Origin of the sequence: Pseudoalteromonas amylolytica, from assembly GCF_001854605.1 — a bacterium.
Classification (GTDB): Bacteria; Pseudomonadota; Gammaproteobacteria; order Enterobacterales; family Alteromonadaceae; genus Pseudoalteromonas; species Pseudoalteromonas amylolytica.
In genome coordinates this window covers 23,016-47,029 of sequence record NZ_MKJU01000024.1, presented here as the reverse complement: position 1 = coordinate 47,029, position 24,014 = coordinate 23,016, and the positions used below count along the sequence as shown (strand labels likewise).

The 24,014-nt window shown below is 45.6% G+C and carries 25 protein-coding genes and 1 pseudogene; 6 read left to right on the top strand and 20 right to left on the bottom strand.

Annotation, left to right across the window (positions count from 1 at the left end; genetic code table 11):
* Positions 1-70 precede the first annotated feature (70 nt).
* From BET10_RS06425 to BET10_RS22070, 6 genes and pseudogenes are all read left to right on the top strand, one after another.
* A protein-coding gene (locus tag BET10_RS06425; RefSeq protein WP_096348924.1) for an IS3 family transposase occupies positions 71-1,248 on the top strand; the annotation gives its coding sequence in 2 pieces (ribosomal slippage) (positions 71-329 and positions 329-1,248; 1,179 coding nt in all).
* 100 nt (positions 1,249-1,348) lie between these two features.
* Entirely contained in the window at positions 1,349-1,486 is a 138-nt protein-coding gene (locus BET10_RS21785) for a hypothetical protein (RefSeq protein ID WP_240503658.1), read from the top strand.
* A gap of 230 nt (positions 1,487-1,716) precedes the next feature.
* The gene (locus BET10_RS21450; RefSeq protein WP_170829119.1) at positions 1,717-1,860 is read left to right on the top strand and encodes a hypothetical protein; all 144 of its coding nucleotides are present in this window, start codon (positions 1,717-1,719) and stop codon (positions 1,858-1,860) included.
* Positions 1,861-2,460: 600 nt separating this feature from the next.
* A complete protein-coding gene (locus tag BET10_RS06410) occupies positions 2,461-2,892 on the top strand; it encodes an AcrIF11 family anti-CRISPR ADP-ribosyltransferase (RefSeq protein WP_070984161.1) in 432 nt (143 codons plus the stop codon).
* Positions 2,892-3,056 carry a helix-turn-helix domain-containing protein gene (locus BET10_RS21325; RefSeq protein ID WP_139158573.1) on the top strand — a complete coding sequence of 55 codons (165 nt, stop codon included), beginning with the start codon at positions 2,892-2,894 and terminating at the stop codon, positions 3,054-3,056. Before BET10_RS06410 ends, BET10_RS21325 begins: the two co-directional genes overlap by 1 nt.
* A gap of 61 nt (positions 3,057-3,117) precedes the next feature.
* Positions 3,118-3,567: pseudogene (locus BET10_RS22070) on the top strand (DEAD/DEAH box helicase family protein); the annotation flags it as partial.
* 107 nt (positions 3,568-3,674) lie between these two features.
* On the opposite strand, the gene BET10_RS21780 reads toward BET10_RS22070, so the two are convergent.
* The 20 genes from BET10_RS21780 to BET10_RS06315 all read right to left on the bottom strand — a co-directional run bounded on the left by BET10_RS21780 (position 3,675) and on the right by BET10_RS06315 (position 23,887).
* Complete coding sequence (locus BET10_RS21780) at positions 3,675-4,376, bottom strand: DUF4376 domain-containing protein (RefSeq protein WP_070984158.1); 702 nt, start codon at positions 4,374-4,376, stop codon at positions 3,675-3,677.
* A 9-nt stretch (positions 4,377-4,385) separates the two neighbouring features.
* On the bottom strand, positions 4,386-7,058 hold the full coding sequence (locus tag BET10_RS06400; RefSeq protein ID WP_070984156.1) for a hypothetical protein: 2,673 nt from the start codon (positions 7,056-7,058) through the stop codon (positions 4,386-4,388).
* 8 nt (positions 7,059-7,066) lie between these two features.
* Positions 7,067-8,434, bottom strand: coding sequence for a hypothetical protein (locus BET10_RS06395; RefSeq protein WP_070984154.1), 1,368 nt, complete (start codon positions 8,432-8,434; stop codon positions 7,067-7,069).
* A gap of 2 nt (positions 8,435-8,436) precedes the next feature.
* Positions 8,437-12,438, bottom strand: coding sequence for a hypothetical protein (locus BET10_RS06390; protein WP_070984152.1), 4,002 nt, complete (start codon positions 12,436-12,438; stop codon positions 8,437-8,439).
* A complete protein-coding gene (locus tag BET10_RS06385) occupies positions 12,431-12,835 on the bottom strand; it encodes a DUF6950 family protein (protein WP_070984150.1) in 405 nt (134 codons plus the stop codon). Before BET10_RS06385 ends, BET10_RS06390 begins: the two co-directional genes overlap by 8 nt.
* Positions 12,813-13,400 carry a hypothetical protein gene (locus tag BET10_RS06380; protein ID WP_070984148.1) on the bottom strand — a complete coding sequence of 196 codons (588 nt, stop codon included), beginning with the start codon at positions 13,398-13,400 and terminating at the stop codon, positions 12,813-12,815. The genes BET10_RS06385 and BET10_RS06380 overlap by 23 nt, the downstream gene beginning before the upstream one ends.
* The gene (locus BET10_RS06375) at positions 13,400-14,005 is read right to left on the bottom strand and encodes a hypothetical protein (RefSeq protein ID WP_070984146.1); all 606 of its coding nucleotides are present in this window, start codon (positions 14,003-14,005) and stop codon (positions 13,400-13,402) included. Before BET10_RS06375 ends, BET10_RS06380 begins: the two co-directional genes overlap by 1 nt.
* A gap of 77 nt (positions 14,006-14,082) precedes the next feature.
* Positions 14,083-15,096: a hypothetical protein gene (locus BET10_RS06370; RefSeq protein WP_070984144.1), complete on the bottom strand. Its 1,014-nt coding sequence runs from the start codon at positions 15,094-15,096 to the stop codon at positions 14,083-14,085.
* A gap of 15 nt (positions 15,097-15,111) precedes the next feature.
* Positions 15,112-18,105, bottom strand: coding sequence for a tape measure protein (locus BET10_RS06365; RefSeq protein ID WP_070984141.1), 2,994 nt, complete (start codon positions 18,103-18,105; stop codon positions 15,112-15,114).
* A complete protein-coding gene (locus BET10_RS06360) occupies positions 18,056-18,391 on the bottom strand; it encodes a DUF1799 domain-containing protein (protein WP_240503657.1) in 336 nt (111 codons plus the stop codon). Before BET10_RS06360 ends, BET10_RS06365 begins: the two co-directional genes overlap by 50 nt.
* Before the next feature lie 29 nt (positions 18,392-18,420).
* Positions 18,421-18,747, bottom strand: a complete 327-nt coding sequence (locus BET10_RS06355; protein ID WP_070984137.1) for a hypothetical protein — start codon at positions 18,745-18,747, stop codon at positions 18,421-18,423.
* A 2-nt stretch (positions 18,748-18,749) separates the two neighbouring features.
* A complete protein-coding gene (locus BET10_RS06350) occupies positions 18,750-18,929 on the bottom strand; it encodes a hypothetical protein (RefSeq protein ID WP_070984134.1) in 180 nt (59 codons plus the stop codon).
* 5 nt (positions 18,930-18,934) lie between these two features.
* The gene (locus tag BET10_RS06345) at positions 18,935-19,834 is read right to left on the bottom strand and encodes a hypothetical protein (protein ID WP_070984132.1); all 900 of its coding nucleotides are present in this window, start codon (positions 19,832-19,834) and stop codon (positions 18,935-18,937) included.
* Position 19,835: 1 nt separating this feature from the next.
* Positions 19,836-19,991 (bottom strand): hypothetical protein, encoded by a 156-nt coding sequence (locus BET10_RS21445; RefSeq protein WP_170829118.1) that lies wholly within the window; start codon positions 19,989-19,991, stop codon positions 19,836-19,838.
* Positions 19,988-20,425 (bottom strand): phage tail terminator protein, encoded by a 438-nt coding sequence (locus BET10_RS06340; protein ID WP_070984130.1) that lies wholly within the window; start codon positions 20,423-20,425, stop codon positions 19,988-19,990. The genes BET10_RS21445 and BET10_RS06340 overlap by 4 nt, the downstream gene beginning before the upstream one ends.
* Positions 20,426-20,439: 14 nt before the next feature.
* Complete coding sequence (locus BET10_RS06335) at positions 20,440-20,883, bottom strand: phage virion morphogenesis protein (protein WP_070984128.1); 444 nt, start codon at positions 20,881-20,883, stop codon at positions 20,440-20,442.
* Positions 20,883-21,347, bottom strand: a complete 465-nt coding sequence (locus tag BET10_RS06330; protein ID WP_070984126.1) for a phage protein Gp36 family protein — start codon at positions 21,345-21,347, stop codon at positions 20,883-20,885. The genes BET10_RS06335 and BET10_RS06330 overlap by 1 nt, the downstream gene beginning before the upstream one ends.
* A gap of 61 nt (positions 21,348-21,408) precedes the next feature.
* Positions 21,409-22,347 (bottom strand): capsid protein, encoded by a 939-nt coding sequence (locus BET10_RS06325; protein WP_070984124.1) that lies wholly within the window; start codon positions 22,345-22,347, stop codon positions 21,409-21,411.
* Between the two features lie 11 nt (positions 22,348-22,358).
* Positions 22,359-22,739 carry a hypothetical protein gene (locus BET10_RS06320; protein ID WP_070984121.1) on the bottom strand — a complete coding sequence of 127 codons (381 nt, stop codon included), beginning with the start codon at positions 22,737-22,739 and terminating at the stop codon, positions 22,359-22,361.
* Positions 22,739-23,887 carry a hypothetical protein gene (locus BET10_RS06315; protein ID WP_070984119.1) on the bottom strand — a complete coding sequence of 383 codons (1,149 nt, stop codon included), beginning with the start codon at positions 23,885-23,887 and terminating at the stop codon, positions 22,739-22,741. Before BET10_RS06315 ends, BET10_RS06320 begins: the two co-directional genes overlap by 1 nt.
* Between the last annotated feature and the right edge of the window lie 127 nt (positions 23,888-24,014).

The following is a 24,014-nucleotide window of genomic DNA, read 5'->3' as shown; positions in this document are numbered from 1 at the left end:
TGTAGTGGCACAATAAATTTGGCCACCTGATTAGAGGTGATAGAATCACCATAACTGATTAGGTGCAAATATGACAAAAAGAACTCGTCCAACTTATTCTCCTGAATTTAGACTCGAAGTCGCTCAACAAGTCGTCGATGAACAACGCTCTGTTAGAGACGTTGCCGAGGCGATGGGATTAGGTAAATCCACTGTCGATAAGTGGGCACGCCAGCTAAAAGAAGAGCGTAACGGTAACCTCACTAGTGCGACTCCCCTGACCCCTGACCAACTTAAAATCCGCGAACTTGAGCGTAAACTCAAACGCCTAGAAGAGGACAATGAGATCCTAAAAAAGGCTTCAGCTCTCTTGATGCAGGACTCCATCAAAGGTTTGCGCTGATCCGCTCCCTTCAAGAGAGCTGGCCTGTGAAGCGTTTGTGTGCTGTATTTAAAGTACAGCGCAGTAGTTACCGATATTGGCGCGAAACACCACATACTATAGCGCCCGAGCGGCTACGTTTAATTGCCGAAATGAAACGTTGGTTTGGGCTAAGTCATGGCTCCGCAGGCCAACGAACCTTGGTTCAACTGCTCGCAAAGTCAGGCTTCAAAGCGAGCCGCTGGTTGGTGAGTAAGCTGATGAAACAAGAGGGATTGGTTAGTCGTCAAATGCCAACGCATAAGTATTCCAAGGCAGAAAAAGAGCACTTAAGCATACCTAATTTATTGAAAAGAGCATTTAGCACACAAGCACCAGATCAAGTTTGGTGTGGTGATGTTACCTATGTCTGGTGCGGTTCTCGTTGGCTATACCTGGCTGTTGTAATTGACCTTTACGCTCGCAAAGTTGTAGGTTGGGCAACATCAGCTCGACCGGACAGTGACCTAACGAAAAAAGCTTTAAGAATGGCTTATGAAAGCCGAGGTAACCCAAAGCGAGTGCTATTCCATAGTGATCAGGGCTGTCATTATACGAGCAAGAGCTTTCGTCAGTTACTCTGGCGTTATGGCATGAAGCAAAGTCTTTCACGCAGAGGAAACTGTTGGGATAATGCGCCAATGGAGCGCTTTTTTAGAAGTTTTAAAACAGAATGGATGCCTAGAGTGGGATATCGAAGTATGGCTGAGGCATCGGGAGCAATTTCGCAATATATAGTGGGTTATTACAATCGGTATCGACCTCACAAACACAATAATGGTTGCTCACCGATTATGAAAGAAAAGCAATACTGGGAAACTTATAACGAGGTGGCCAAAAAGTATTGACCACTACACCCCAATGTTTTAGCGGCAATGGTCAACATGGAGAACGGCCTGCAGCCGTACACAATGGACGAAATCAAGCAGGGCTTTGAATGGGGGTTCTATGGGTAACTTTATTAGTAAGAACCTATCGCTATTACTTACATTAGGTGCTGGCTACTGGCTCTATCAAAAGATAAACGTGTCATCAAAGGTCATCACAAAGCCAATCGGCCAAGCGCTGGCCGAAATACAATGGTAGCAATTATATCAAAGTGCCTAACGCTGGGTTCCTCTTAGACCCTCAGAAATTGGACACAAACTATCGCGTTAAAGACCCTAAATGGCTTAAGGCGATGTCGATGACCATCAAGACTACATAGAGCAAATCTTTGATTGGGTTTTTGTGCTTAAACCGCAATTTACGCCACTGTTAGGTCAAGCCGTTACGGCTGGTTCAATCGCAGCTGTGACTAAAACGAGGTACGAAACATGAACACTAATTTAATGATATTGATAGGCACGAATATAGGCGGGTATATCGCCACCGTGGCAACGCTTAAGAATGATATTAACTGGATAAGAGTCATTATTAACGCGTTTGAGCAGAGAATTAAGCAATTGGAGACAAAGTAATTTAAACTCAAGCTGTCACATTACTTTGACGGATCTGTTAAGTTTCAAACTAGTTGCGGTAAGTATGTTAACTTTAGAAACGGGTCTTATTCAATATATGACGATATATTGTTGGAACCAATCTAATTTAAGGATAGTCAACAAACGCGCTTGATGAATCTCTTTCAAACTTCAACATAGTATCCTTGAACGTGAAGCGATCACTTATCGCAATCAAGTCTTTGCGCATTTCCTTAAGTTTGTCTCGCGCACCCACAATGTCCCTTAAATGCTCAATTTCAGCTTGTAGGCTAGCTGTTTGATTCTCATGATAACGAGTCGTGCGTTGCAATAAATAATAAAAACAAGGCGTTAGTGTAACGCGGCGTTCGGAATTAGAAAAAAACACATTTGAATTTAGACGCAAATGAATTATGTTAAATCACCTTAATATTTGTCCATTCAGTCCAGAACCTCGTAGGATTGGAATGCTCCGCAGCGCAACGAAACCGCACAAAAACCCACCGAATAAAAAAAGTGCAAAATATAAAGTGAAACGCTTTACATAAAGTAAAATGCTTTATATACTGAATTCATCAACTGAGAGAAGGAACATACATAATGAAAGCATTTCACACTAGCCCAAACGAAATCACCAACATCAAAGCAACGGGTACATTTGATGATTGTTTATTCTTCTCTCACGATGTTTATACAATGACCGCAAGCAACACTGTTTATGTCTACTCACTTGAGCTAAATGAAGAGCATATAGTACGCGTTTCAGATTTATATGATGAAGAGCTTATTGCACATATCAGTGATGTATTAAGTGTTGATGAGGAAGTGGCTGAGCGCATGTTAGATGGTAGAGATACCGCTTTTGACCACGGCTTAGATGGTGAGGATGATTGGTGGATTCAGGCAAAACAGGGGGAGTGCGCTAAAAGAATGGGTTACAAAGCAGTTGAAGCACAAGATGAGCAAGGCACTGTATTCATTGTGCCAATGCTTGGCTGTGAAAGTGAATTGACATTAGAAGAGGTGCGTTAATGCCATTAAAACAATACATTGAACAGTATTTCGACGGCAATCAAACCGCGTTTGCTCGGGCGCAAGGCGTAAAACTTCCGCAAGTAACACAGTGGCTTAACAAGCAATTTATTGTCATTGGCCACACGCTTTACTCCCCGAGAAGGGATCTTAATCATGACTGATAAAAAATACATAAGTGCCTAGCTTCCCTCGGTTAAAACCATAATTTAAAAGTTGCTATATATGAAAATACAACCCAGAACACACCAAAAAGAAGCGATTGCACAAGCTATGGGTGAGCTTGCTAAATCTGACTTATGCACGATAGTGATGCCATGTGGCATAGGCAAAACCCTTACATCAGCTTGGATTGCTGAAAAAATAATGAGTAAAGTCACCATCGTGTTTACGCCGTCGCTGTGGCTAATGAAGCAAACATACGAAGAGTGGTCAAAACTAGAATACTGGCGAGATTCAACTCAAGTGATTGGGATATGTTCAGAGCAAGGGGTGTTTGACGATATACAAAAGGAAGAACTTGAAATACCGGTACACTCTAGTCACGAAAGTATTAGTAAAGCTCTAGAAGCATCGAAAGAAAACACTAAAAAAACAGTGCTTCTTTGCACCTATCAGTCATCTCACAACTTAGCCAAAGCCATGCCAGATGGTTTCTCTTTCGATTTTGCTGTTCTTGATGAGGCTCTAGGACTATTCCAACATCGCCACAGTTTTAGCGGATTAAAATTTTTAAAACTTAAAATCATGGCAATGTTGGAATTTGGTGTAATACAATTTTTTCACACCCAAAGTTCCGACTGCTTTTGCGCAGACAAAACACACGCTTGTTTCAACTGTTCGCGAGTCACTTCAACAACCTCGTTATTAGCTAAAACCCAAAGTTGGGTATCTGTATCGGACATTAAAATAATAGCTCGCGTCATCCTGCTTTGGCTTAACTCATCACCATCAAATAGCATTTTATCGACTTCGACTGTTATTGCAGCGACATTTTCAGCGCGTTGAGTTTTGAATCGTTCGCGTTTTATAGCTTCAATGTGTTCATCGCTGTGGGCGATGGTTTTGGGGTGATGATAGGCAATCAGCGCATCATCATCATAAACAATGTGCGAATCTTGTGCTTCTGTTGTGAGTTCTAAATCTACCTCTACGTTTTTAACCTCATAACACGCGCGGCGTTTTGCCATATCAATCATAGGCTCTGCTGGCAATTCTGGCACATCAATCTGGTCGTCAGGGTTTGCAGCATTGTGGGCTTGCGCGTGTTCAATCTGTGCTTGAATATCAGCCAATAATGCTTGCCATGCTGCATGGGCTTGCGCGTGCTCTGCTTCTTCTTGTGCAATTGCCTGCTCAAGCGTTGCTTTGATCTGCGCTGCGGGGTGGCGTAACGTGCGTTTAGTCGCCACATCTGAGTATGTGACAATGGGTAATTGCGTTTCAATTGAATCGTTTACTTGTTCAGTTATTTGTTCACTCATAGCTGGGCCTTAATTGTTGTATGCAATGCCGATGGGGATTTGTGTGTGGTGGCAGAAGACTTTTACCGTGTTGCCGTTCATGTCGGTTTTAACGTTTTCACCGTTGATAATTGGGATTGTTTGGTCATCTCCCCAGTCGGTGCCGTTATGTTTTAGTTCTGTGCCGTTAAATTGCAGGTATAACAAGCCATCTTTTTCAATAAGCGTGTAAAGCGTTTTAATCGCGCTTGATGGCTCACTCTGGCTGTCTAGGCTCAATCCATCATGCCTAGGCTCATCTCCTGATAAGCTTGTCCAATACAACTTTCCCGTTGGTGCATGTTTACTGAATCTGCTTACCTTCACCTGTTCATGTATAAATGCACCATTTGCACGAGTGCCAATTTTGCAAATGAGACTAGGCTGTAGGCGATTACCGTACATTTCTAATTTTGACTGTGTTGCATAAACATCCCCCACCGAACCCAAGATAGGTGCAGAACTGCCTGCATGAGTAAAACAAGCCTGTGTTTGATAGCTCAATAGCACTACATCATCTGAACCCCAACTACTCGTATTAGTATTGGTCGTCTCGTCAAACGATACATTCTGATTGTTCCATGTTTGGCCCTGATCTGCCGTATAGGTCGCATTTAACGATGCGCCTGACATTTTCTTATTTAGCGGATAACCACTTGAGCTATCTGGCTGTTTTGGGAGCCATTGTCCAACAACCCCATCAGGGAAGGTTGCTGCTATGTTTTCGGGCGTGCCGACGATATCAACCCAGGGTAGATTATCAAAGCATCCCACCTCTTGTACGCTTGCAATATAGCAGCGCTCATGGCGACTAAGGCTGCTCTTATAATCTCCGCTTAATTTACCCAAACCTTCTTGAGATTGATGTAATGATAAATGCCCAGTATGTTGCGTCAGTGCGCCATAACCCACATATCCAGTAGATGGTTGCCACACCATGATGGATTCATTGACATCAAACCCCATCTGCTGAAAATCTATTAGCTCATCGCCATGATCAGGTCCAGTTCTGAAGTACACATTACTATTTACATTGTAATTTGAGAAAAAGAACTCATTTAATGATTTAAACCGAGTAAATAGCTGGCTGCCTTGGCCTCTCAACGTCCCTGCAACCGCTTTACGCATAGTCTCTTCGCGAAGCTGATTAACATCGAGTTTATTGGCGTTTAAGCGTAAGTCTTCCACTTGCCCTGCGTAAATCGCATCATAATATTGATATTGGTCTGAACGACCCGACCACCCAAGCTCGATTGATCCCCAATTGTAACCGCCTGAGGGGATTCTACTAACATTGACATCAAAGCAATCTGCTGCGCTAGTAGGTTGTGTCACCACATCTTGATACCACTTAGTACAATGCGCTTGACTATCAGGGTTGCTCACCGTTGCCAAGCCGCAAACACCCATTGGGTTATAGCTTGGGTGGTAGGCCCCTTGGTTTAAGCGTTGAACTAATGCGATTGGAATTCCGAGTGGTTTGGTCTGACCGTAACTGAACAATCCAGTTGTTGAACCTTCCCCTTCAGCAACCCCCTTATCTTCCTTCGTTAATGTTGTTTGAGAATGCCCTTTCATCAAGAATATTCGCGGAGAAATGTCTTCTGATGAACCTTGAACGTATGCTATACGTCGTCTGTCTACGAGTGCCCACTCAGTTGTACGCTCACTCACCGATGGACGTAACTCACTCCAACTATTGCATGTCCCTTCAACAACCCGCACTCGATAACGCACCTGAATATACGCTTTGGCTTTAGGGTCAAAGTAAATATTGTGCTCAGGCTCTCCTAAAAATATGGCCTTTTGTTCGTCTGTGAGGGTTGACCATTTTACGCCATAGCCTTTGGTGTTTTGGTCCCATTCACCAAAGGCGCTATAGCCTTGTGCAACTAGGTTGTTAAGAAGTGTGATGCCTTCATAGCTACTTGCACCGTATTGAACATTACCCAGTGGATAAACCACATCTTTGTCGGCAATTTTTTCATGCCAAGACTCTAAGAATACCAAGTCTTTGCGAGAAGTGATGACTTTGTTGGTGTCCGTCTCTGAGGCAAAGGCAACCTCAGCATTGCTGTGTTGTGTGACTGTGCCTGTTGCTGAGTCATAGGTTTTAGTGCCGTCGGGGGCTTTGGGGAATGTCGGTCTGTTTTGTGTATTTGGCCGACCAACATACGCGACAACATGTTGCACACCGTCTATCACAACAATTGGATTAAATGAGCGAGATATACCCGTATAGGTATTTTGCTCTATATCACCCAGTGTTAGAGAGTTTTCAGCACCAGCTGCAACATACTGCCATAGCCCTTCGTTTATTTTTGGATGCCCAGAATTATGCTTGCCCCACTCAACAAACCCTGAACCCGCATATTGCTGTTTGCGCATCTGACAAAGCGCTTCAAATTGCGCCTTGCTCATTACATCGGGATGAGGGTTCACGCTTTGCGCTTGTGCAACCAGTGTTTTTAGTGTGGGTGTGGCGTGTTTGTTGCCGTTTTGGTCGGTCAGCTCTACCGTGCCTGATTGGGTTTGCCAGTCTGTCATGGCTTGGGTGTTGCTTGTCAGCGCATCATGGGTGCCTTGGTATTGGGCATTTAGCTGCTCATGTTTGTTGCTGACATTTTGCAGCGCAGTGACGGCGTTTGTGAGTTCTTCGCTCATGATTACCTCTAAATTGGGAATAATTCGTTGATTTGTTCAGTGCTCAATGTGTTGTTTAACAACCTATTGAGTGCGGTATTGAGTTTGCTGTTTTGCTCGCTAAGCTGCTTGGCGCTCAGCGCACACAAAGATGCATAGGCTTGGCTGTGTATTGCATCTAATGAGGTTGTTTGAGCCGCTAATTGTACTGCCTCGCTTGCTGCCAGTGACACGGACTTCGCATCCATAACCTCAGCTAGTTCGGCACTGACTGACGAGGCAATATGTGCCACCTCATCCAGTGCAATCACACTGCTATCGCACGCCTTGATTGCTTTAAAAGCATGACCTTGCACGCGCTGCTCGGTCTGCGCGATTTGCTCGCTAAAGTTGACAGCGGTACGTGTTACATCGTCTTTAGCTGAACTTGCGGTACTTGCAATATCGCTGTGCGTTTGTGTTGCGTGCGCTTGTGTTTGCGCGGCGCTATTAGCAATGTGTGACTGCGCATCGCTGATGGCCACATTGAGCGCATCATTTAACACATTCATATCCGCTTTAAGCTGCGTTACTACGGCTTTATCCGCATTGACTGTTTGTGCATCGCTTTGTGTTTGGTTTTGCGCAACCACACATAGCTCTGCCGCAGCTTGGCTGTGGGTTTTATCAAGCTCAACCTGCTGAGCAGCTTGTTCAATCTCGCCTTGTAGCGCCAGTACTGTTTGCTCAGTTGTGGCTACTTGCGCTGTATGTTCTGCCACTTGCGCAGCCTTTAAGTGCACCTCATCGTGGGCGAGCACCACTTCATTGCGCTTATTAAGCACCTCTTGCTGGGCAGCCATAACCTGTGGATAGCGCTCATCAAACTGTGTAATACGTGGCTCAACGCTTGCCAAGCTCTGCTTATTATCTGCAATGGCCTGTGCCATAGTGGATAAATCAGCACTGGCAGTCATCGCCACCTCAGCCAACTGGGCTATTTTTGTGGGCGTGGGTATAGTGGTTTGTTCACCCAAAAAGTTGGTGATTGAGTGGCTATCTTCACTACTTACAAACCAGTCAGTTAACTGACTTTCACGCAAGTGCCATTTGCTTTGCAAATCCGCAATACCCTTAGCAAGTTTGGCTGTGGTCGTTGTCGTGAAGTTTTGTATCAAACCATAGTGCAAACCGCTTGCACTGCTTGTGGGGTTAAACGGTCGGCCATCGAGTAACGCAACACGTAGCTGAGAGTCGCTGAGTACCTCAGTTACTTGTAATATCGTGTCTTGCTCATTCGCTCTGAGATAGAGTAGGTCGCCAATTTGCGTTTTTGCAACACGCTCAAACAACGTGTTTGTGCCAGTGATAACTGAGCTGTTTTGCTGTATTGAGATTGCGCCGATAGAGTAAGCCATGATTAACCTCGCTTGTAGATAACGGCGACCAACTTCACTTGGTCGGGGGAATCGAAAGTGACGTTGTGGCGGACCTGTGCAATGGTGTAACGCTCTTCACTTTGGGTAGGTTGGCGCATGCCTTTGCCAAGCATGGAGCTTGAACAAATTAAATCGCCCGTTTGTAAGTCGCCGCCTTCGCCGCACACATTCATGGCCCCTTCACCACCTGCGTTGATGCAAGCCACATCGAATAAATAAGCCAGCTGCTCCCACTCTTCAAACCCTTTCAGCCCTGCAGGTTGTGAGTCAGTTAAATTGTAGCGACGGGTATAAATGCCACGGGCAGTAACATCCATCGGGGTACTACTTATTTTGGCAGTACAAATCGCATTAGAGATACTGGCGATATGCATCAGTTCATCATCACACAGAATATCCCCAGGTTCTGGGGTGAGCGCTTTGGGCAGCAGGGTTTCATGCGCTGAGGTGTGCGGGCCAACTTCACCGCTTTCAGAATAGAGCGACCATCTTTCTGCATTAACGTTTACGCCCGTGTAGCCAGCGCGGATACGCGCACCAACAGATGAATATGATGTTTCTGTACCCACACTAATACTGTACTTTGCAGACATAGAGCTAAGCTGTGCAGCCCCAGTACCTGTTATGTACCACATATAATCGCTACCTTTGTAGCCAGCGAGCCAGCCGTTAGTTGAGCGTAAACTGTGATCTAAACCAAGTGCCCATTCAAACGTATTTGATGCAAATTTCATTTTACCTGGTGTGATGTCTAACCCAGTCACATACCCATTTATATCTACCCCTAGGGAGGCTCGCGCTTCTAATTCACCGAGCTGGTTAGCATGAGCGCTCATTACACTAACGACACTGGCTGTGCCGCTTGGCGTACTCACATTCACATTGCGAACAAATTCCGATAATGCGCTATCCTCGTCGGCTCTTGTAAAATAAACCTCGTCTAGGCCTGTAATTGTGTCGTCTACTTCAGAGCGCAGTACATTCACCTTCGCTGCTATCGCTTCATCCGCCGCAACTTTTGTATAGTAGTTGCCAGTTATTTGAGCGTGGTTGTCGTCAACTTCAGAGCGCAGTACATCCACCTTTGCGGCAATCGCTTCATCAGCGGCAACTTTTGTATAGTAGTTGTCAGTTATTTGAGCGTGGTTGCCGTCAACTTCAGAGCGCAGTACATCCACCTTTGCTGCAATCGCTTCTTCCGTATCAGCTGAGGTATAAAACGTTTGATTAAGGTACGCCAAATTTGCATCGACTTGGCTTTGTAGTTCAGTCTTTGCTTGTGAAACAGCACTTTCTGCGTCTGCGCGTGTGATGTAATACGTCGTTAGCTGCGCATGATTATTGTCTACAGTCGACGTTAACTGTGTAATTTTTGTTGCTAGCGCTTGTTCAGTTGTCGCCAGCGTTTGGCTCACATCAACAATTTGCGCTTTATTCGCGTCTACTTCAGACGTGATGGTACTGACTTTCAGAGCCATGGCCTCATTTTCAGAAGCTTGTACAGCAACAAACTCATTGATTGTCGCATTCGTTGTATCTGTTTTTTGCTCTAGCTGTAGCGTGCTGTGTAAATCAGCATCAAAAATTTGTTCAGCGTTGAGGGCTTGCTCTAACACGGATTCTGCAATCGCATCTAACTCTTCAAAACGCTCTGTGATTTCTTCAAGATCTTTCGGGCCAACGCCCACAACACTAAATGTTTGACGTGAGATTTCGCTGTCATGGGTTGCTGTGACTGTGACTGAGCTGGTGCCGTTCTCATCTATATTTAATTCTAATGGCAACTCCGTTTTGTTGAGTCTATCGTCAGTCAGTTCTATAAAAATCAGCGCGTCGTTTGAGTCATCTAATGAGACGGTGAACGCCTGGTATGCCAATTCCTCTTTTGTCACTTTGTTGATTAATACGACGCGCGCTGTGTGCACCAGCGTATCTGGCATCCACCCCGTACCAAGGCCTGTCCATGAGGGACTTTGCTCAAGCTCAAATGATAGGGTTGATAAAGGAATATGATTAACAGCACTTTCTGTTGTTACACTGTAAATGGTCCATTCACTCGCGCCAATTTCGTTGATTGCGCGGCATTGATATTGATATGTTGTGCGCGGGGTTAACCCATTTTTTGTGTAAACGTTAGACGTCACTATAGGGCTAGTTGTAGGGTCGTCCTCGGTGCCGAGCCACTGCCATTCAACCGTAGTACCCAGCGTGTCATCATTTAACACGGCTGAAAGCGTCACACTCACATCGCTGACGTCGACATTAATCTGTGGCGACTGGGGTATATCAATAGCGAATTCAAGCGCGTTGGGGACACTGGACTTACCGCGTACATTCACCGCGCTCACTTTTACGATGTACTCGCCAACCTGTAGGTTTCTCAGTAGCGCAATTGGGAAGTTAACGCGCTGTCGGTCAACACGGCTCATCTCGCGTTTTAGTGGTAGCTCAGCATCTGGCTCAGGTTCTTCGTCTAACGGCTCTAACAAATACACATCAACGAGATAGTGCTCAACGGCATCGGGCGTGTCGTGTGTCCATGTTAGTTGGTATTGCCCATCGGAACGCAATGAGGCGGTTAACGCCTCAACGGGCTTGAGTTGTCCTGGCACGTAGTTTGTGTTTGGTGTCAGGTCTTTTACACCTGGTACCATACCGTCTTGCCAAATGCCTGGGCTGTCTTCAACACACTGAATTGTGACAGAGCCACCGATGTTAAACTTACGCTCAACAACGCGATATGTTTTATTGTGTATATGATACTCGGGTATATTTACTTTGATGGTTCTACCGACTGCTGCACGCAAGCCAACGTGCCTAAGTGGCAATTCTATTGCGCCTAGTCGTGTTTGCTCTAGGTGTATTGCAGCTAGGCGCTGGGCCGTCGCGCTACTGCGCACAAACGGTAGGTTTAACGTTTGTTCCAGTTGCTGGCCATCGGAATTCAAATACCCGTCAGCAACAATTGGCGGGGCATCGGTACGCTCATATTGCTGGTTTGGATCAACAAACTGGGCGCGCACGATGTTTGCGCGCGAACGCAAATCAGCGTGCCATTTGATTTTTACATCACCGCGAATATCCGCCATTGTGACTGTGTACGACGGGTTGCCATACCAGGCACCGACCCGAACATACCAATGGCCCATTTGCCTGAAAACTTTCCCAGCAAAACTACGCTCTAGCTGCTGCAACACTTCGAGAGGCTTTGACGTAAATGAAAACGTACCGTTGACGGTGTAGCGTGGTTCGTGTTTAGTTTGGCCACTGGCTGTGGTGTAGGGTACTTGCTCATCACATACGTTGGCTGCTGCTTTCCACCAGTTCAACGGCAAATGATTTGTTGGTACATGATTCGCGCCGTAGAACCGCACGTAGTGCAGGGTGCATAGCACTGCATTTTGTGACCATTTCCATGTTGATGCATTGTCTGGGTTTTGGCTTGTGTCGCGCGGGTCCCATACACGTGCACCGCGTATTAAGAACTCACAGTCACTAATTCCGTCGGGAAATTCATCACGATTGTTCTCAAACTCTAAATAGATGTGCGCTTGGCCATGTCCAATATGCTGAGTCGTCCACCCCTCCATACGCTGCACAGCCAGTTGTATAGCACTTGTGTGTCTACCGTCTGCAAGAACGTAGTCATAAGTGCCCGCCGTATAGTCTGAGAGTGGTTTATTGGCAATGTAGATACCTTCCAGTGCATCAATGGGCGCGCCGTTGATCAGGACAATCAGCTGAATGATTTCTTTGTCGCCACGTTCAACTGTAGCTTGGTGTGCAATTACACCGCCAATACGGTCACGGCCAAATGTGATACGGCGTGGTTTATCAATGCCTTTTTGTAAGCCTTTAGCGAGTGTTGCTTTGTCTTGCTCTGGCTGGTCAATATCAGGCATTAATTTATCAAACACGGCCCCAACTGTCGCATCCCATATGCTCTCAGCTACATCTCCAACTTTTCCTACCACCTTACTCATGGATATCCTCCAGCGCATAAACGTAGCGCAGAGAGTTTAGGGGCAGGGTAGTTACCCCCTCATCAGACACGCAATACACGCAGCCAAGGCCAACGATACCACCGACTAACTCATTTTCATGTTCACACAAAGCCACATCGCCACGCTGGGCAAAACCCACAGATGTAGGTTTCACGTTTAAACGTTGCTCAAATGTGTGTTTAAAGTCGTTTTTAATGATGTTTAAACCCTGTTTAAGCGTAGTGTAAGTGCCACGCTCTGGGGCAGGGTCAAAGCCGCGTACATACTTAATCCAGTCTGCTACAAACAAACAGCAATCAAACTGGCCAAACGCAAATGATTTCGCCCAACAGCTTTCTAGATACTCATTTAAATTAGTGACGACGGTATGCATCATGCCCTCCAACACGTCCACCTGGTTGCGTGTCTGGCAACACATTTTCAACGGTTGATGCGTGCTCTGAGAAAAATTCATCCCCCGGGTAAAGTGCTTTTTGTGTTGCATCATTCCAACGTTGATGTAATCGGGCCTGCTGCCAGCGCTGTGACTCGCCCGTAACAGATAGGGTAATTTTTGAGAGTGCACCGCGCTCGGTGTCACACGTTGCAATAAAGCCGCTCTCGATTAACTGGTATTCATCTACGCGGTAATGTTCATCAACACTCACGAGGTAAATATCCACTTGTGAGCCGATGGGGTCATTGGCGGCAACTTCGCCCAAAATGTCAGAGTTTGGGGTGGTGAGCGATAGGCGAATGCTGCTTACCGTATTTGAGTCATTGGCGGGTATTTCGCTCACTTGGCCAAGTGCACCCAAACCGAGCCAAGTGGCATCTAAAAAGCGGCGTTCGCCAACACCTGTGTGTAACAGCAAATCACCATCGGGCAAATTTAAACGCACAAAATAGCGCATACGGCCAGCTGGTAGCTTCTCAATCAGCGAGAGTTTGACAGCCTCCATTAAAACACCTCCCGCCCTTTAATTCGCCAGCTCGTTACAATGCCATTTTTATACTGCACATCAGCCAAACCTTGCTTGTTATCAGCGAGCCGAAACACGCCCGCAGGACGGCGAAAGTAAACAGGGGTGTTATGCGCTGGAATGCGGCGCATGGGCGACTCAAAGTGCAGCATGGTTGCGCCATAACTTGCTGGTACAACATCTTGTGTGAGGATTTTTAGCTCTGCGGCAGCGCCCGTGCCGATTTGAATCTTTGCGCCTGCACGCGCGTAAGTTTGGCCAGCAGGTAGGTTAGTAACAGCAAGTGTATTACCGTCCTGGTATGAACCGCTTACATACGCATTTGTGGTTAACTGTGTTTGCTCGTAGCGATAGTCATGCATTAGGAACGCACCAACTGAGCCGCGCAGCTTTGCTAAAAACGCGTCGAGCACCAACGCTTCAGCTTCAGGCACATTGTTCAGTTCAATTTCAAATTCCCAGTATGCACCCTCATTATCAAATACTTCGGTGGCGTTATTCGCTTTATTAACGTGTAACTGGCTATTAGGTACTAGCCTAAATACACAAGATTTTGGGGGTTTGGGGAGTGGTAAATGCTCCATTATTTCTCATCGCTCGTGTTCGAATCGTTAGAGCGAGTATAAAAATTATGGAGCGGTGAGGGAGGGTGGAAAGTGGTTTACATGGTTGAGCGCTCTCTTAGTTCAGACCTGATAAAACTTAACAAATCATCCTCAAAGAGATCTGGAACAACTGATAAGCTTTGCTCCAACCTCCGGTAGCTAATTGTGCATAAGAGCTCTTCTGAAAGGAGCTTTCTAGTAACATCGCACTTTATTTCCATTATGTGTGTTAGAAGTTTTCTAAACCGCACCATAAATTCTGCTTCATGAGGGGATTGGGAGTAATGCTTGGCAAAATCGGCTAACAAAGCACAATTTACATAATGTTTGTAAGGGATAAATGTTTCAGCTTCTACCTGAATGTTTACATCATTTACTGAATCAACAGCTCCCCCGTGTATTAATTCAAGAGGTGTTTTTTTACTGTTATAAATTATATACGAAAGATGCAATAAAATTGTTGTCTGTTCATCATCAGCGTTATCATAAAACTCGTTCTCAACCCCTAAAAATTTTAGAGCTTTGCTTACAGTTTCTTGACTGGATCGGTCACTTTTTAGAGTTTCATTCGCATAATTGTGAATTTTACTGAATCGAGGATGAGATGTATTGGTTAATTCTCCCACTAATTCATAAAAAACATTTTTGTAATGAAAGGTACTTAAGTTGGTATTTCCAACTTCTTTAAACTTTTCTAAGCGATGGCTAAAAATTTCAAAGTTATGTTGGGTGTACTGAGCTTTTGTTTGAGATTTTAGGACCTCTCTTGTTTCTTTTAACTCAGTTTCGCTTGTTCGCCATGTCTTGTAGAGAAGAAATATACTCGCAGCGAGTAAAATGGGTTGTAGCATGTTGTTAAAATAAACGGCGACGCTTTCCCACAATTCAAAGTCATGAGTATTACTCGAATCAATACCGAAGCTTATCTCATAGATGAGCAGAATAGCTAAAGAAAAAATGAGCAAAAAACCTAAAAAAAACCTATTGAATAATTTTGATACGATATCTGGCCAACGCCGCTTAGATAAAATAATGCAAATGATGAAAATTGTTAAAATTAATGTATACAAGTCATTTCCCTTAATCTAAGCCGCACTTCTAATTGACTTGATAATAACACCATTCTCTTGAATGTCTTTAACGATCAACGCGGTGATTTGCTTACCTATATCTTGTCCAACGCGATTAGAACTCGCTTCATCTGCGCCGCCTTGTACTACAATCTGATTGGTAATGTTAAAGTTGATAGGACCAGCATTTCCCTGCCGTTCACCCGCGTTGTAATGGCGAGCCATTGAACTAATTTCTACGTTTTGCTTAGGTGAAAGAACACGCTCGCCCCGCTGTAGTAGATAGGTGCTTTCGTTTGGTACGTAATCTAAACCACCGTGTGCAATACCTGCGGGTTGCTGTGCTTTAATTTGCCTAACTTGGGCCATACCCATAGCCACCGCAGCAGCTGCGGCTGCCGCACCAAGGGCAGGGCCGACCACCGGAATAGGGGATAGCGCAGCATAAGCGCCTGTTGCTGACTCATAGGTTTTGATTAGTGCCTGGCTAATTGCAAACGCTTTGTACATTTTAAAGGCGGTTTTGCTTTGCTGCCCAAGCGCTTGTAAACCTGCCGCACCTAATCCTAATACAGCATCAGATTTTTCAGCAGCGTTTTTCTTCTCCCAGTTTGCAAATTGAACAAGGTGTTGTTGCAACGCCCCCGTATTTTTAGTTTTTAGCTGCATCAAGCGCTCTTGATGATCCCATTCGCGCTTTTCCATCTCCGATTGAAAACCTTCAGCAGCCAGTAGTTCTTGCTGGCGTTCTAAGTCTCTAATCTCATTATCTGTGTTGTATTTTATTTCACCTGCATCGTCATTCGCAGCTAAACCAAGTTGCCCACGTCGTTTTGCATCGATGCGCGCTTGCTGTCGAGCTTGCTCAACTTGCAACGTACTATTGTAAGCTTCCAGTGCTTCACGGTTAGCAAAGCCTTTAACTTGCGCAATGCGGTTTTCAAGCGCTGCCCGTTGGTCGTTTTTACGTTTACGTTCCGCTTGGTTTTGTATACGTGTTTTTTCAGCTTCTTTTTTCTCTTTAAGCTGTATTAAATCATCGCTATATTTCGCCTCAAGTTGCTTTAAGATGGCGTTGTATTTATTGGTGTTAGCCGCATCATTATCACGCGCCGTTTCAACCATCTTTTTGCGTTTGTTGTAACTGTGTTTAAGTGCTGCTTCTTCACTGAGCAAGCTGGCTTGTAAGCGTTTGATGTTTTCGGGTAGTTCACTTTGGGCTGTTACTTCTGGCTTTTTGCCTTCGAGCTTTGGCTCTGGTTTTGCAATTTCTGCCTTCAGCTTTTTTTGTAGCTCAAGCAAACGATTTTGCTCTGCAACCAACTTCTCAACTTGGGCCTCTTGTAATGTAATTTTTTCGTTAGATTCTTTGATTTGATTTTTGCTAAGAGAAAGACGGGCCATTTGGCCAACCCCAAAAATTGAATTGTTAGAGATTAAGATCCCGTTTTCAACCTCATGTTTTAGCTGCTTTATCTCTTGCTTAGCTTTTTGGATTTGCTCGCTGGTTGATTCAAATGTGCGGTTTACTTCAACAAGCCTTGCAGCACGTGCTTTAGTTGTTAATTTATCAAATCCGCCCGCTAGTTCATCAACTCTACCTTTCAATTCGCTTGCTGAACGTGCGCCTGTATCACCTTGTGTCGCAAAGTAGGCAATGGCTAAACCTGCCATCATTGCTGCCCCAACTGGTCCACCCATTAGTGCCATTGCGCCAGACGCAGCACGAGCAGCAACACTGGCTCGACTAGCCGCAGCGGTATACGTATTTGTAGCTGCTGTGAGAGTCGCTTGCGTTGCTACAGCGCGTTGATTTGCAATCGCTAATTGCGCAATGGCGCGGCTTCTTAGCTCTGTTGTGCGGGCTACGTTTAGTTGATGTTGTGCAAATTGCTGCGCTTGTACCGCTGCTTTATGCTGTATTACAGCACTGCGTTGCTCTTGTGCTGCGAGTGCTAAACTTGCTTGTAGTGCTCTGTTTTTCGAAATAGCTTGGCTTGCAAACGCAGTGGCGGATTGTGCAGCACTGCCCACCAATTTTGAGCCAAGCACAATGGCAAGCGCCGTGGCCGATGTGGTTAGCCCCTCAACCAAGCTCTTATTTTCACGTAGCTCAACCATCGCGCTTTTAATCACACTAACTACGTTAGTAACCGCAAAGTTTACGGGCTTTTCATACTCACGTATTAAACGCTGATACTCGTTGCCCATTTCCGCAAAGCTTGCGTTAATTTTGCCCTCAGTGGCCTCGGCCGCGCCTGCATACTCATTTAACGCTTTGATGAGGTAGCGCTTAAACATTTGACTGGTGACTTTGCCATCATTCACCATGTGTCTAAAGCCGCCTGCAGCTGTGCCTGCCGCTTTATCTAACTTTTGCAACAAGCCTGGGAGTGGTTCAGTCACTTGGTTTAGCTCTTCTGCCTTAAGCACACCCGTCGTCATACCTTGAGTCATACCAAACAAGCTTTGTTTTAGCTGCTCGTTACCAGCGCCTGTTTTAGCGGCCGCATTAGCAAAGCCCTCAAGTATTTGTATGCCTTGGCTTTGAGTTATAATACCGACATCTTGCAAGTTGAGTATTTTAGAGTACGAATCAGCAAGGGTGGTGTAGCTTGTGTTTAGCCTATCGGCTGTTGCAAATAGATAGTTTTGCACCGCATTATACTCACGCGCTGAGCTGGTTAACCCCCTTAGCCGCGTATCGAGCAACTGCGCGTTACCTGTGTCGCGCACAAACATCGCGGCAGAGCCTAAACTTACAATACCAGATATCGCCCCCGCTAAACCATGGTAACCGCTTTGCAAAATACCGAGTTGATGGCCCATAGAGGTTTGTTGTCGCATCAGCGATGCCTGGCTTGCACCTAGTCGCTCGTTTGCAGCCACTTGTTTTCGTATGGCAACCGGCAATTGATTTAAATCGCGCACATTGCGTGCGGTACCTGATGTGACCGATTTACCTTCGTATCGTAAACGTAGGGCCAGATTCAAATCTTTGTTGCTCATCGCCTTGCCTTTGTATTGTTATTATTGTGCGCTCTAAAAATTGCAGTTTGTTAAAGTCGGAGGGCGTTAATTTAAGCTCTGCATAGCGCCAGGCTATTTCTGCCCGCGCGTAATCTAAACCAATTTCGACACCGTCTTTACAGTATTGCCATTGTGAGCTTGCCAATGTTAGGGCATTCACTGCAGGCCAGTTCTGCGGCAATACATACAGCTCATTTTTTTGGGGCTTAGTAATCGGCCCACCAAAGTGGGCCAAATCATCGTCTACTGTCTTGCTTGCTGCCAAGTCGCCCAAAAACCACTTGGCAACATCAGTTAGTTTTTTTCTTGCACTCGATACTGCGCGTTAATACACTCCGCAGCTAAGCGCCCAGCTATCCCGCCATACTTCAGCAACTGCGCTAGCACCTCGTGCGAAAATGCTACCGTTTCACCTTGATCAACAAAATCATCCCAACCAACGAGTAATTCAGTCACCAGCTCTTTGTCTTCGGCGCGCTGTGTTACTGTTAGCTCATCGATGCGTTCAGTGCTGATCATTTTAATATGAGCCGTAAATTGAAAGTTCACACCGCCAAAATCGAAATTCAATGGGGCTTTAATGACTGCGTTTTCTAATTGCTCTAAAAGTTTTAAATTCATGCTTACAACCCTATTTCAATGTTTACAAGATTGAAGTGCTGTCCTTCGTACTCAGCAGTCGCATCTAGCAGTGCTTCAAACTCAGCCTCTTCATTGTCATCCAAGGTTTCATAACCTACCCCAATAAAAAAATCCAAACGCAACTTGGCGTCTTCATATTCCTCTTTACTTGTGATTTTCATACAGATCACTCAAATACTAACGTTAGCTCGTCATAGCCAGCGCCACTTGGCACTAAGCTCCCATCCAGTTCATAACCCGTTTGCTCACTCTCTAACGATGAGTATTTAGGCACAGGCATCTGATAGCGGCCCAAAATTGAGACTTTATTACCCGCATCAGTACCATGCGTAAACTCAAAGTTTTGTACTTGGCCAACATCTTTAAATGGGTCAAAGTTCGCTAACGCATCGGCGCTGAGCGTCATTTGCGCTTTTGACTCGTGGCCCGTTAAAACGATTTCTTCATAGTTAATCGCACGGTCAAAGATCACATTATTACCAACATCAATCGTGAGCTTGTGAAGCGTGCGCGCCACGTCGTTTAATTTAAACGCGGAGTTACACGCAACGCCTAACACCTCTGGGCGCTTCCAACGGTCCCAATCAACAGCAGGGGCAACAGCAGAGTGAATAGGGGGGCTAAACAAGCCCTTAAACTGCCAATTAATACGAGGGATCCCTTTCTCTAAGCTCAAGCTAAACGTGCCGAGCATTTCGCTAATTTCATGCGTATTGCTACCAAAGCGCAGCAGGCATTTAGCTTTAGTGGGTTGGCCTTTGGTGTAGGTGACGCTCGATGCTGTAGACACTTGCACCATGCCACAGGCCAACAATAAAGGCGCAATAGCTGGGCTACTACCCGCCGTGCCGCACATTGCCAGCGGGGTTTTAAAGTTAAGCGATACATGTTGACCGTAATACACCTGCAAGCTTGCACCGCTGTGTGCGGTTTCCAGCTCGTCTGAGTCGGTTTCGCTCTCGATACTAAACTCAATATCTGAGGCATAAATTGCGTGCAACCCCGTGAGCGTAGTACCCAGCCCGTCTGCTAATAGAATTTTGTCTTTAAAGCGCCATGAACTCATCTCACTTACCCCCGGTGGTTAGTTTGTTGTTGTCATCGAGCGTAAACGCGCCAGCTAGGTTTTGGCGGTCAGTTTGTTCAGCCAATGCAGCTCGCGCTTGCTCCGCTATTTGCCCGGGTGTTAACTTTGGTTTTTGCTCTGCGGTGTCTTTTTTCATAATGCGGCCTTTGTAGTTACCGTAATGTGGCCAGTGACTTTGAACTGGCATTGATAAATAAGGTTGTTAGTGGCGTGGTTTAGCTCAACGATGCGGCCACGGTGTAATTGAATGGGTTGCCAAGGCTTAAACGTTAACCCAGCGATTGCCTGTTTAACTTGGCCGCGCAGTTGTTTAATTTGCTCATCGCTTTTTTTATTGCCACGAATACAAGGGATCACAATCATCACCGCAAAAATCTCAGTGATGGTGTACTCATCTTGACCCGTAATCGACTGTGCCTGGTCGTAGTCTTCATCGAGCGGCAACACGTAAAGTTGGGGCGATTGAACCGGGCGCTTGCGCGCTTCGTTAAAGTCTGCGGCCATACCCACGTTGGCGATACGCTCACGTTTTAATGCGTTTTCAATGTGGTTTAAATCAAAATTAAACATGCTTTAAACCCCCTTTAAACCAGCCAGCCGCTGACCATTTCAACAATGGTGCTAGCTTGCTTTTGTTCTATACCAATAATCGGGCGCGCGGGTAAGTTTACAGCGTGATTACGCCCAGTTTTGCCACCAAAATGGTGAATTGCGGAATAAACCTCACCTAAGCCATGCTCTAATTCACCGTTATCAGCATTGTGTGTGACAGACCCCACTAAATCGCGAGTATCCGTGAGTGTTAGCCCTGGCTTTTCAGGGTTACGGCCTTTGCCCGTTCTTGCGGCTTCTGACTGTATCCACTTGGTACCATCGGGAGCCATTTCATCTAAAAAGCGGGTGGTTACATCCATGTCTAAATACGCGCCGATGTCGTCTAGAATGTCATCAGGCGCAGCGCTCTTTTTATTAATGAGCTGCAACGATTCAAGCGCATCGCCCGATATTTCGATATAGACGCCCGCCATTAGTAGCCACTCCAATTAAACTGTGAAGCGGGTTTAATAGTCTTAATGGTTTTAGAGCTTAACTTCGGCGTTGAGCTTTTGAGCTGAATTACGCCTTTGTCGATTTTTTCTAACTGTTTAATCGCATTATCGCGACGCTTTGAAATACCCTCGTCGGCATCGTTGGTGCACAGTTCGTAGCGCATCAAGTCAGCGGCCAGCCCTGGCAATAAGCTCTGCTCAATGTCATCCATCGATAAACTGAACTTAGCCACATAGCCAAAAATCAATGCATCCACGTTGGTTTTTGCTGTGCTAAACCAATCATAAATTTGCTGCTGCAACTCGGTTGTAGGGCTTTGGAGTAGCGCCGTGGTTAGGTCTTCTTCCGTCGCGTAGCTGTCGCTATTAAAACGGCCCTGTGCAAATTGCACTAGCAAATGCATGCCAATGGTATTGATTGTGTGAGATGTGCTAACAAACATAAATACCTCTTTTAGAAAATAGGGCGCTATGCCGACGCCCTATGGTTGGGACACAAGAGAATTAAGCTGCAGGGGTCAGTACATCAGTGAGCAAAATGCCGCAGTCTTTAGCAATTACTTGCTCTTCAACAGATTCACCGACCATGACTTCAACACCGCCATTTAAACCCGCTGATACTTCTCTAAAACCTGATTTACGGTCTCCGTAACGAGCAGTCAAAGCAAAGGTCATTCGTTTATTTTGGAAGTTGGCTAGAGGGTCGTGGTACGTAAAGCTAAGCGAGTCTTTCCACGCTTTTTGCAACATCATTTCTTTACCTTTTTTAGCGGTATTTAATCGGGCTTGACCGATATTGATGTGTTCAAGCTCTAATTGGTCTTTAATAAATTGCCAAGGTACTAACCCTTCATCACCAAGGGAGCCATTGTAAGCTTTAATCAACCGCTTATTGGTTCGCAATGCTGTAGCAACACGTTGAGACATAGTAGCGGCATTCGGGCGCATTAGTGGTGTATCCAATACTTCGAGCAAGAACGGTAGAATATCTAATTCAGGATCATCTATTCGTTTAAGCTCTGCTGTGCCAAGCTTTTTGTGTGTGCCAAAGTTAGTGGGCGTGTTGAATAAATTGGCTACGCGCACTTCGCGACCTAGCAGAATTAAGTCAGTGATATTCTCGGCAGCATGGGTTCTTGGGTTGTAGTTTGCTGGCGCGTTGTCTACATCATCATTAGGGATCACATCGGCCAAGCCGTAATCTGTAACTGAGCCAGACATTTCACCAACGCTAAACTCAACTTGGTTTGGCGACGATTTACGACCAATTTTAGTATCTGGTACCGTAAACTTCTCTTCAGCTTTGTACAGGGTCCACTTGTATTCTCTACGACCAACAGGCGCGTAGGGAATAACAGTATCAGCAATTAAGCGTCGATTAGTATACGCAATTGCAACCGCTGTTTGCTCTACATCTGGGGTAAATGGCATACCATTACTCATGGTTTAGCTCCTTACTTAACAATTAAAAATGGGGTGACATGAATATCACCGATGGTGCCAGTGTCCCCAGCTTCGAGTACTTTGCCGACGATATTGATCACCTCGTCTTCAGCAAAAGTAACTGCGTCAAACGGCACAACACGGCCCTGAGTGTCAGGTACAGCCCATTCGCCACCATTAAAATCTCCGCCGAACTCCACGGGCGCAATTTGGCCCATCACCACATCAACGCGTAAATGCTTATCGGTCCCTTGTTCCGTTACACCCAGTGCATTTGACGCAACGCCTGTTGCTTGCGATGCCATAAAATCACCCACATCTACCGCCACAACACGGTTTGGTTTAATCTCGCCAGTAGCTGTAAAATTACGAATTAACCCTGGAATCGCCATTACTTTGCCTCCTTCTGAACATGTTCAAGCGCCGCTGAGATGCTAATCGTGACACCTTTACTCGCTTGGCTCTGCTGAAAATCCAACGCTTTAGCAGCGAGCGCTTCGGCCGAATCATCAATTTCAGTCTCGCCGCCATCGTCTTTGCTAAAGTCCTTGGTTAAGCCTTTTTGCTCTGGCAGTGCCTGTAAAAAGCTTTTAAAGAACTCAGCAGGCTTTACAGTGGTATTTTGCTCACCGTCAGCTGCCGCAAACTCAAATGTTTGTTCTTGGCCAGTCTCTAGGTGCGCCATGAACTCGGCCAACCCATCCGTGTTAGTTAGGCGTGGGGCTTTGCCACCGTTTACGGTTTGGTCAATAAACGTTTGGGCGTTGTACTTAGCTTGGTTAAATTGCAGTTGAGCGTTTTTGGCTTGCTCATCTTTTAGCTTTGCTTCGAGCGCTTCTTTCTCTTCTTTAGTCACGGTGTTTTCCTCATCGGTATTTATATGCGCAGAAAACTCCGCGCTTGGTTCTACAGGGGGTTGTTCGGTGTGTTTTTCGTGTTGTGCCAGCGTAGCTTGCTCTTGCAGGTGTTCAGCTTCCCATTCGCTAAAAACGTTGTTAGCCTCTTCGGCACCAAATTTATCGGTAATCAATGTTTTTAGGTTGCGAACTAGGCGGACAAAACCTTGTGTATTGTCGATGGTCATTTGCTCTATTCGGTCACTCGCGGCAAATTCTAAAACAACAGTCTCGCCGCTTTCGTCTTTGCTAAATAGCCATTGCATGCCATCAACAGCTGGCGGTTTGCCCCCTAAAAAGCCAATGTGGCCAAGCTCAAAGCCATTGTCGGTTTTACGTAGTCGTACAGAGCGGTTTGGGTAACGCGCGTTTTCAACTGCTTCAGCAAAATCAGCGTCTACAGCTTCAGCCTTCGCATACAAAACATCGTCTTCTATCTTGAGTTCTTCAGCCCAACCCCATGCAGGATCATCGTTTTTAGGATGGCCAATAACTAGCGGAGAGGTACGCGGTTTAAAATTCTCAACCACGCTTTGTAAATCAGACTTACTAAATTCAGCCTCATTGCCCTTTGAGTCTGTGTGCTTACCCGCTCTGAATATCTCAAACCAGTTGAATTTTGTATTGGGTTTCTTTTGCGCCATTGCCTTAGCTCACGTTTAAAACATGTGGCTAGATTAGCGATTTAAAAAAAGTAGGGGAGTTGGAAAGTGGTTTACATACTGTGCTCATGCAGCATTTAAATAGACTAAACACCGCAAACAAAACGAT

What these genes read in the sequence shown, in the direction of transcription:
- BET10_RS06335 (WP_070984128.1), bottom strand. Translation starts at nt 20,883, where the DNA reads ATGGCGGGCGTCTATATCGAAATATCGGGCGATGCGCTTGAATCGTTG.
- BET10_RS06385 (WP_070984150.1), bottom strand. Translation starts at nt 12,835, where the DNA reads ATGATGCATACCGTCGTCACTAATTTAAATGAGTATCTAGAAAGCTGT.
- BET10_RS06390 (WP_070984152.1), bottom strand. Translation starts at nt 12,438, where the DNA reads ATGAGTAAGGTGGTAGGAAAAGTTGGAGATGTAGCTGAGAGCATATGG.
- BET10_RS06375 (WP_070984146.1), bottom strand. Translation starts at nt 14,005, where the DNA reads ATGGAGCATTTACCACTCCCCAAACCCCCAAAATCTTGTGTATTTAGG.
- BET10_RS06315 (WP_070984119.1), bottom strand. Translation starts at nt 23,887, where the DNA reads ATGGCGCAAAAGAAACCCAATACAAAATTCAACTGGTTTGAGATATTC.
- BET10_RS06365 (WP_070984141.1), bottom strand. Translation starts at nt 18,105, where the DNA reads ATGAGCAACAAAGATTTGAATCTGGCCCTACGTTTACGATACGAAGGT.
- BET10_RS06410 (WP_070984161.1), top strand. Translation starts at nt 2,461, where the DNA reads ATGAAAGCATTTCACACTAGCCCAAACGAAATCACCAACATCAAAGCA.
- BET10_RS21445 (WP_170829118.1), bottom strand. Translation starts at nt 19,991, where the DNA reads ATGAAAAAAGACACCGCAGAGCAAAAACCAAAGTTAACACCCGGGCAA.
- BET10_RS21325 (WP_139158573.1), top strand. Translation starts at nt 2,892, where the DNA reads ATGCCATTAAAACAATACATTGAACAGTATTTCGACGGCAATCAAACC.
- BET10_RS21780 (WP_070984158.1), bottom strand. Translation starts at nt 4,376, where the DNA reads ATGAGTGAACAAATAACTGAACAAGTAAACGATTCAATTGAAACGCAA.
- BET10_RS21450 (WP_170829119.1), top strand. Translation starts at nt 1,717, where the DNA reads ATGAACACTAATTTAATGATATTGATAGGCACGAATATAGGCGGGTAT.
- BET10_RS06355 (WP_070984137.1), bottom strand. Translation starts at nt 18,747, where the DNA reads ATGAATTTAAAACTTTTAGAGCAATTAGAAAACGCAGTCATTAAAGCC.
- BET10_RS06380 (WP_070984148.1), bottom strand. Translation starts at nt 13,400, where the DNA reads ATGGAGGCTGTCAAACTCTCGCTGATTGAGAAGCTACCAGCTGGCCGT.
- BET10_RS06325 (WP_070984124.1), bottom strand. Translation starts at nt 22,347, where the DNA reads ATGAGTAATGGTATGCCATTTACCCCAGATGTAGAGCAAACAGCGGTT.
- BET10_RS06400 (WP_070984156.1), bottom strand. Translation starts at nt 7,058, where the DNA reads ATGAGCGAAGAACTCACAAACGCCGTCACTGCGCTGCAAAATGTCAGC.
- BET10_RS06320 (WP_070984121.1), bottom strand. Translation starts at nt 22,739, where the DNA reads ATGGCGATTCCAGGGTTAATTCGTAATTTTACAGCTACTGGCGAGATT.
- BET10_RS06350 (WP_070984134.1), bottom strand. Translation starts at nt 18,929, where the DNA reads ATGAAAATCACAAGTAAAGAGGAATATGAAGACGCCAAGTTGCGTTTG.
- BET10_RS21785 (WP_240503658.1), top strand. Translation starts at nt 1,349, where the DNA reads ATGGGTAACTTTATTAGTAAGAACCTATCGCTATTACTTACATTAGGT.
- BET10_RS06395 (WP_070984154.1), bottom strand. Translation starts at nt 8,434, where the DNA reads ATGGCTTACTCTATCGGCGCAATCTCAATACAGCAAAACAGCTCAGTT.
- BET10_RS06330 (WP_070984126.1), bottom strand. Translation starts at nt 21,347, where the DNA reads ATGTTTGTTAGCACATCTCACACAATCAATACCATTGGCATGCATTTG.
- BET10_RS06340 (WP_070984130.1), bottom strand. Translation starts at nt 20,425, where the DNA reads ATGTTTAATTTTGATTTAAACCACATTGAAAACGCATTAAAACGTGAG.
- BET10_RS06345 (WP_070984132.1), bottom strand. Translation starts at nt 19,834, where the DNA reads ATGAGTTCATGGCGCTTTAAAGACAAAATTCTATTAGCAGACGGGCTG.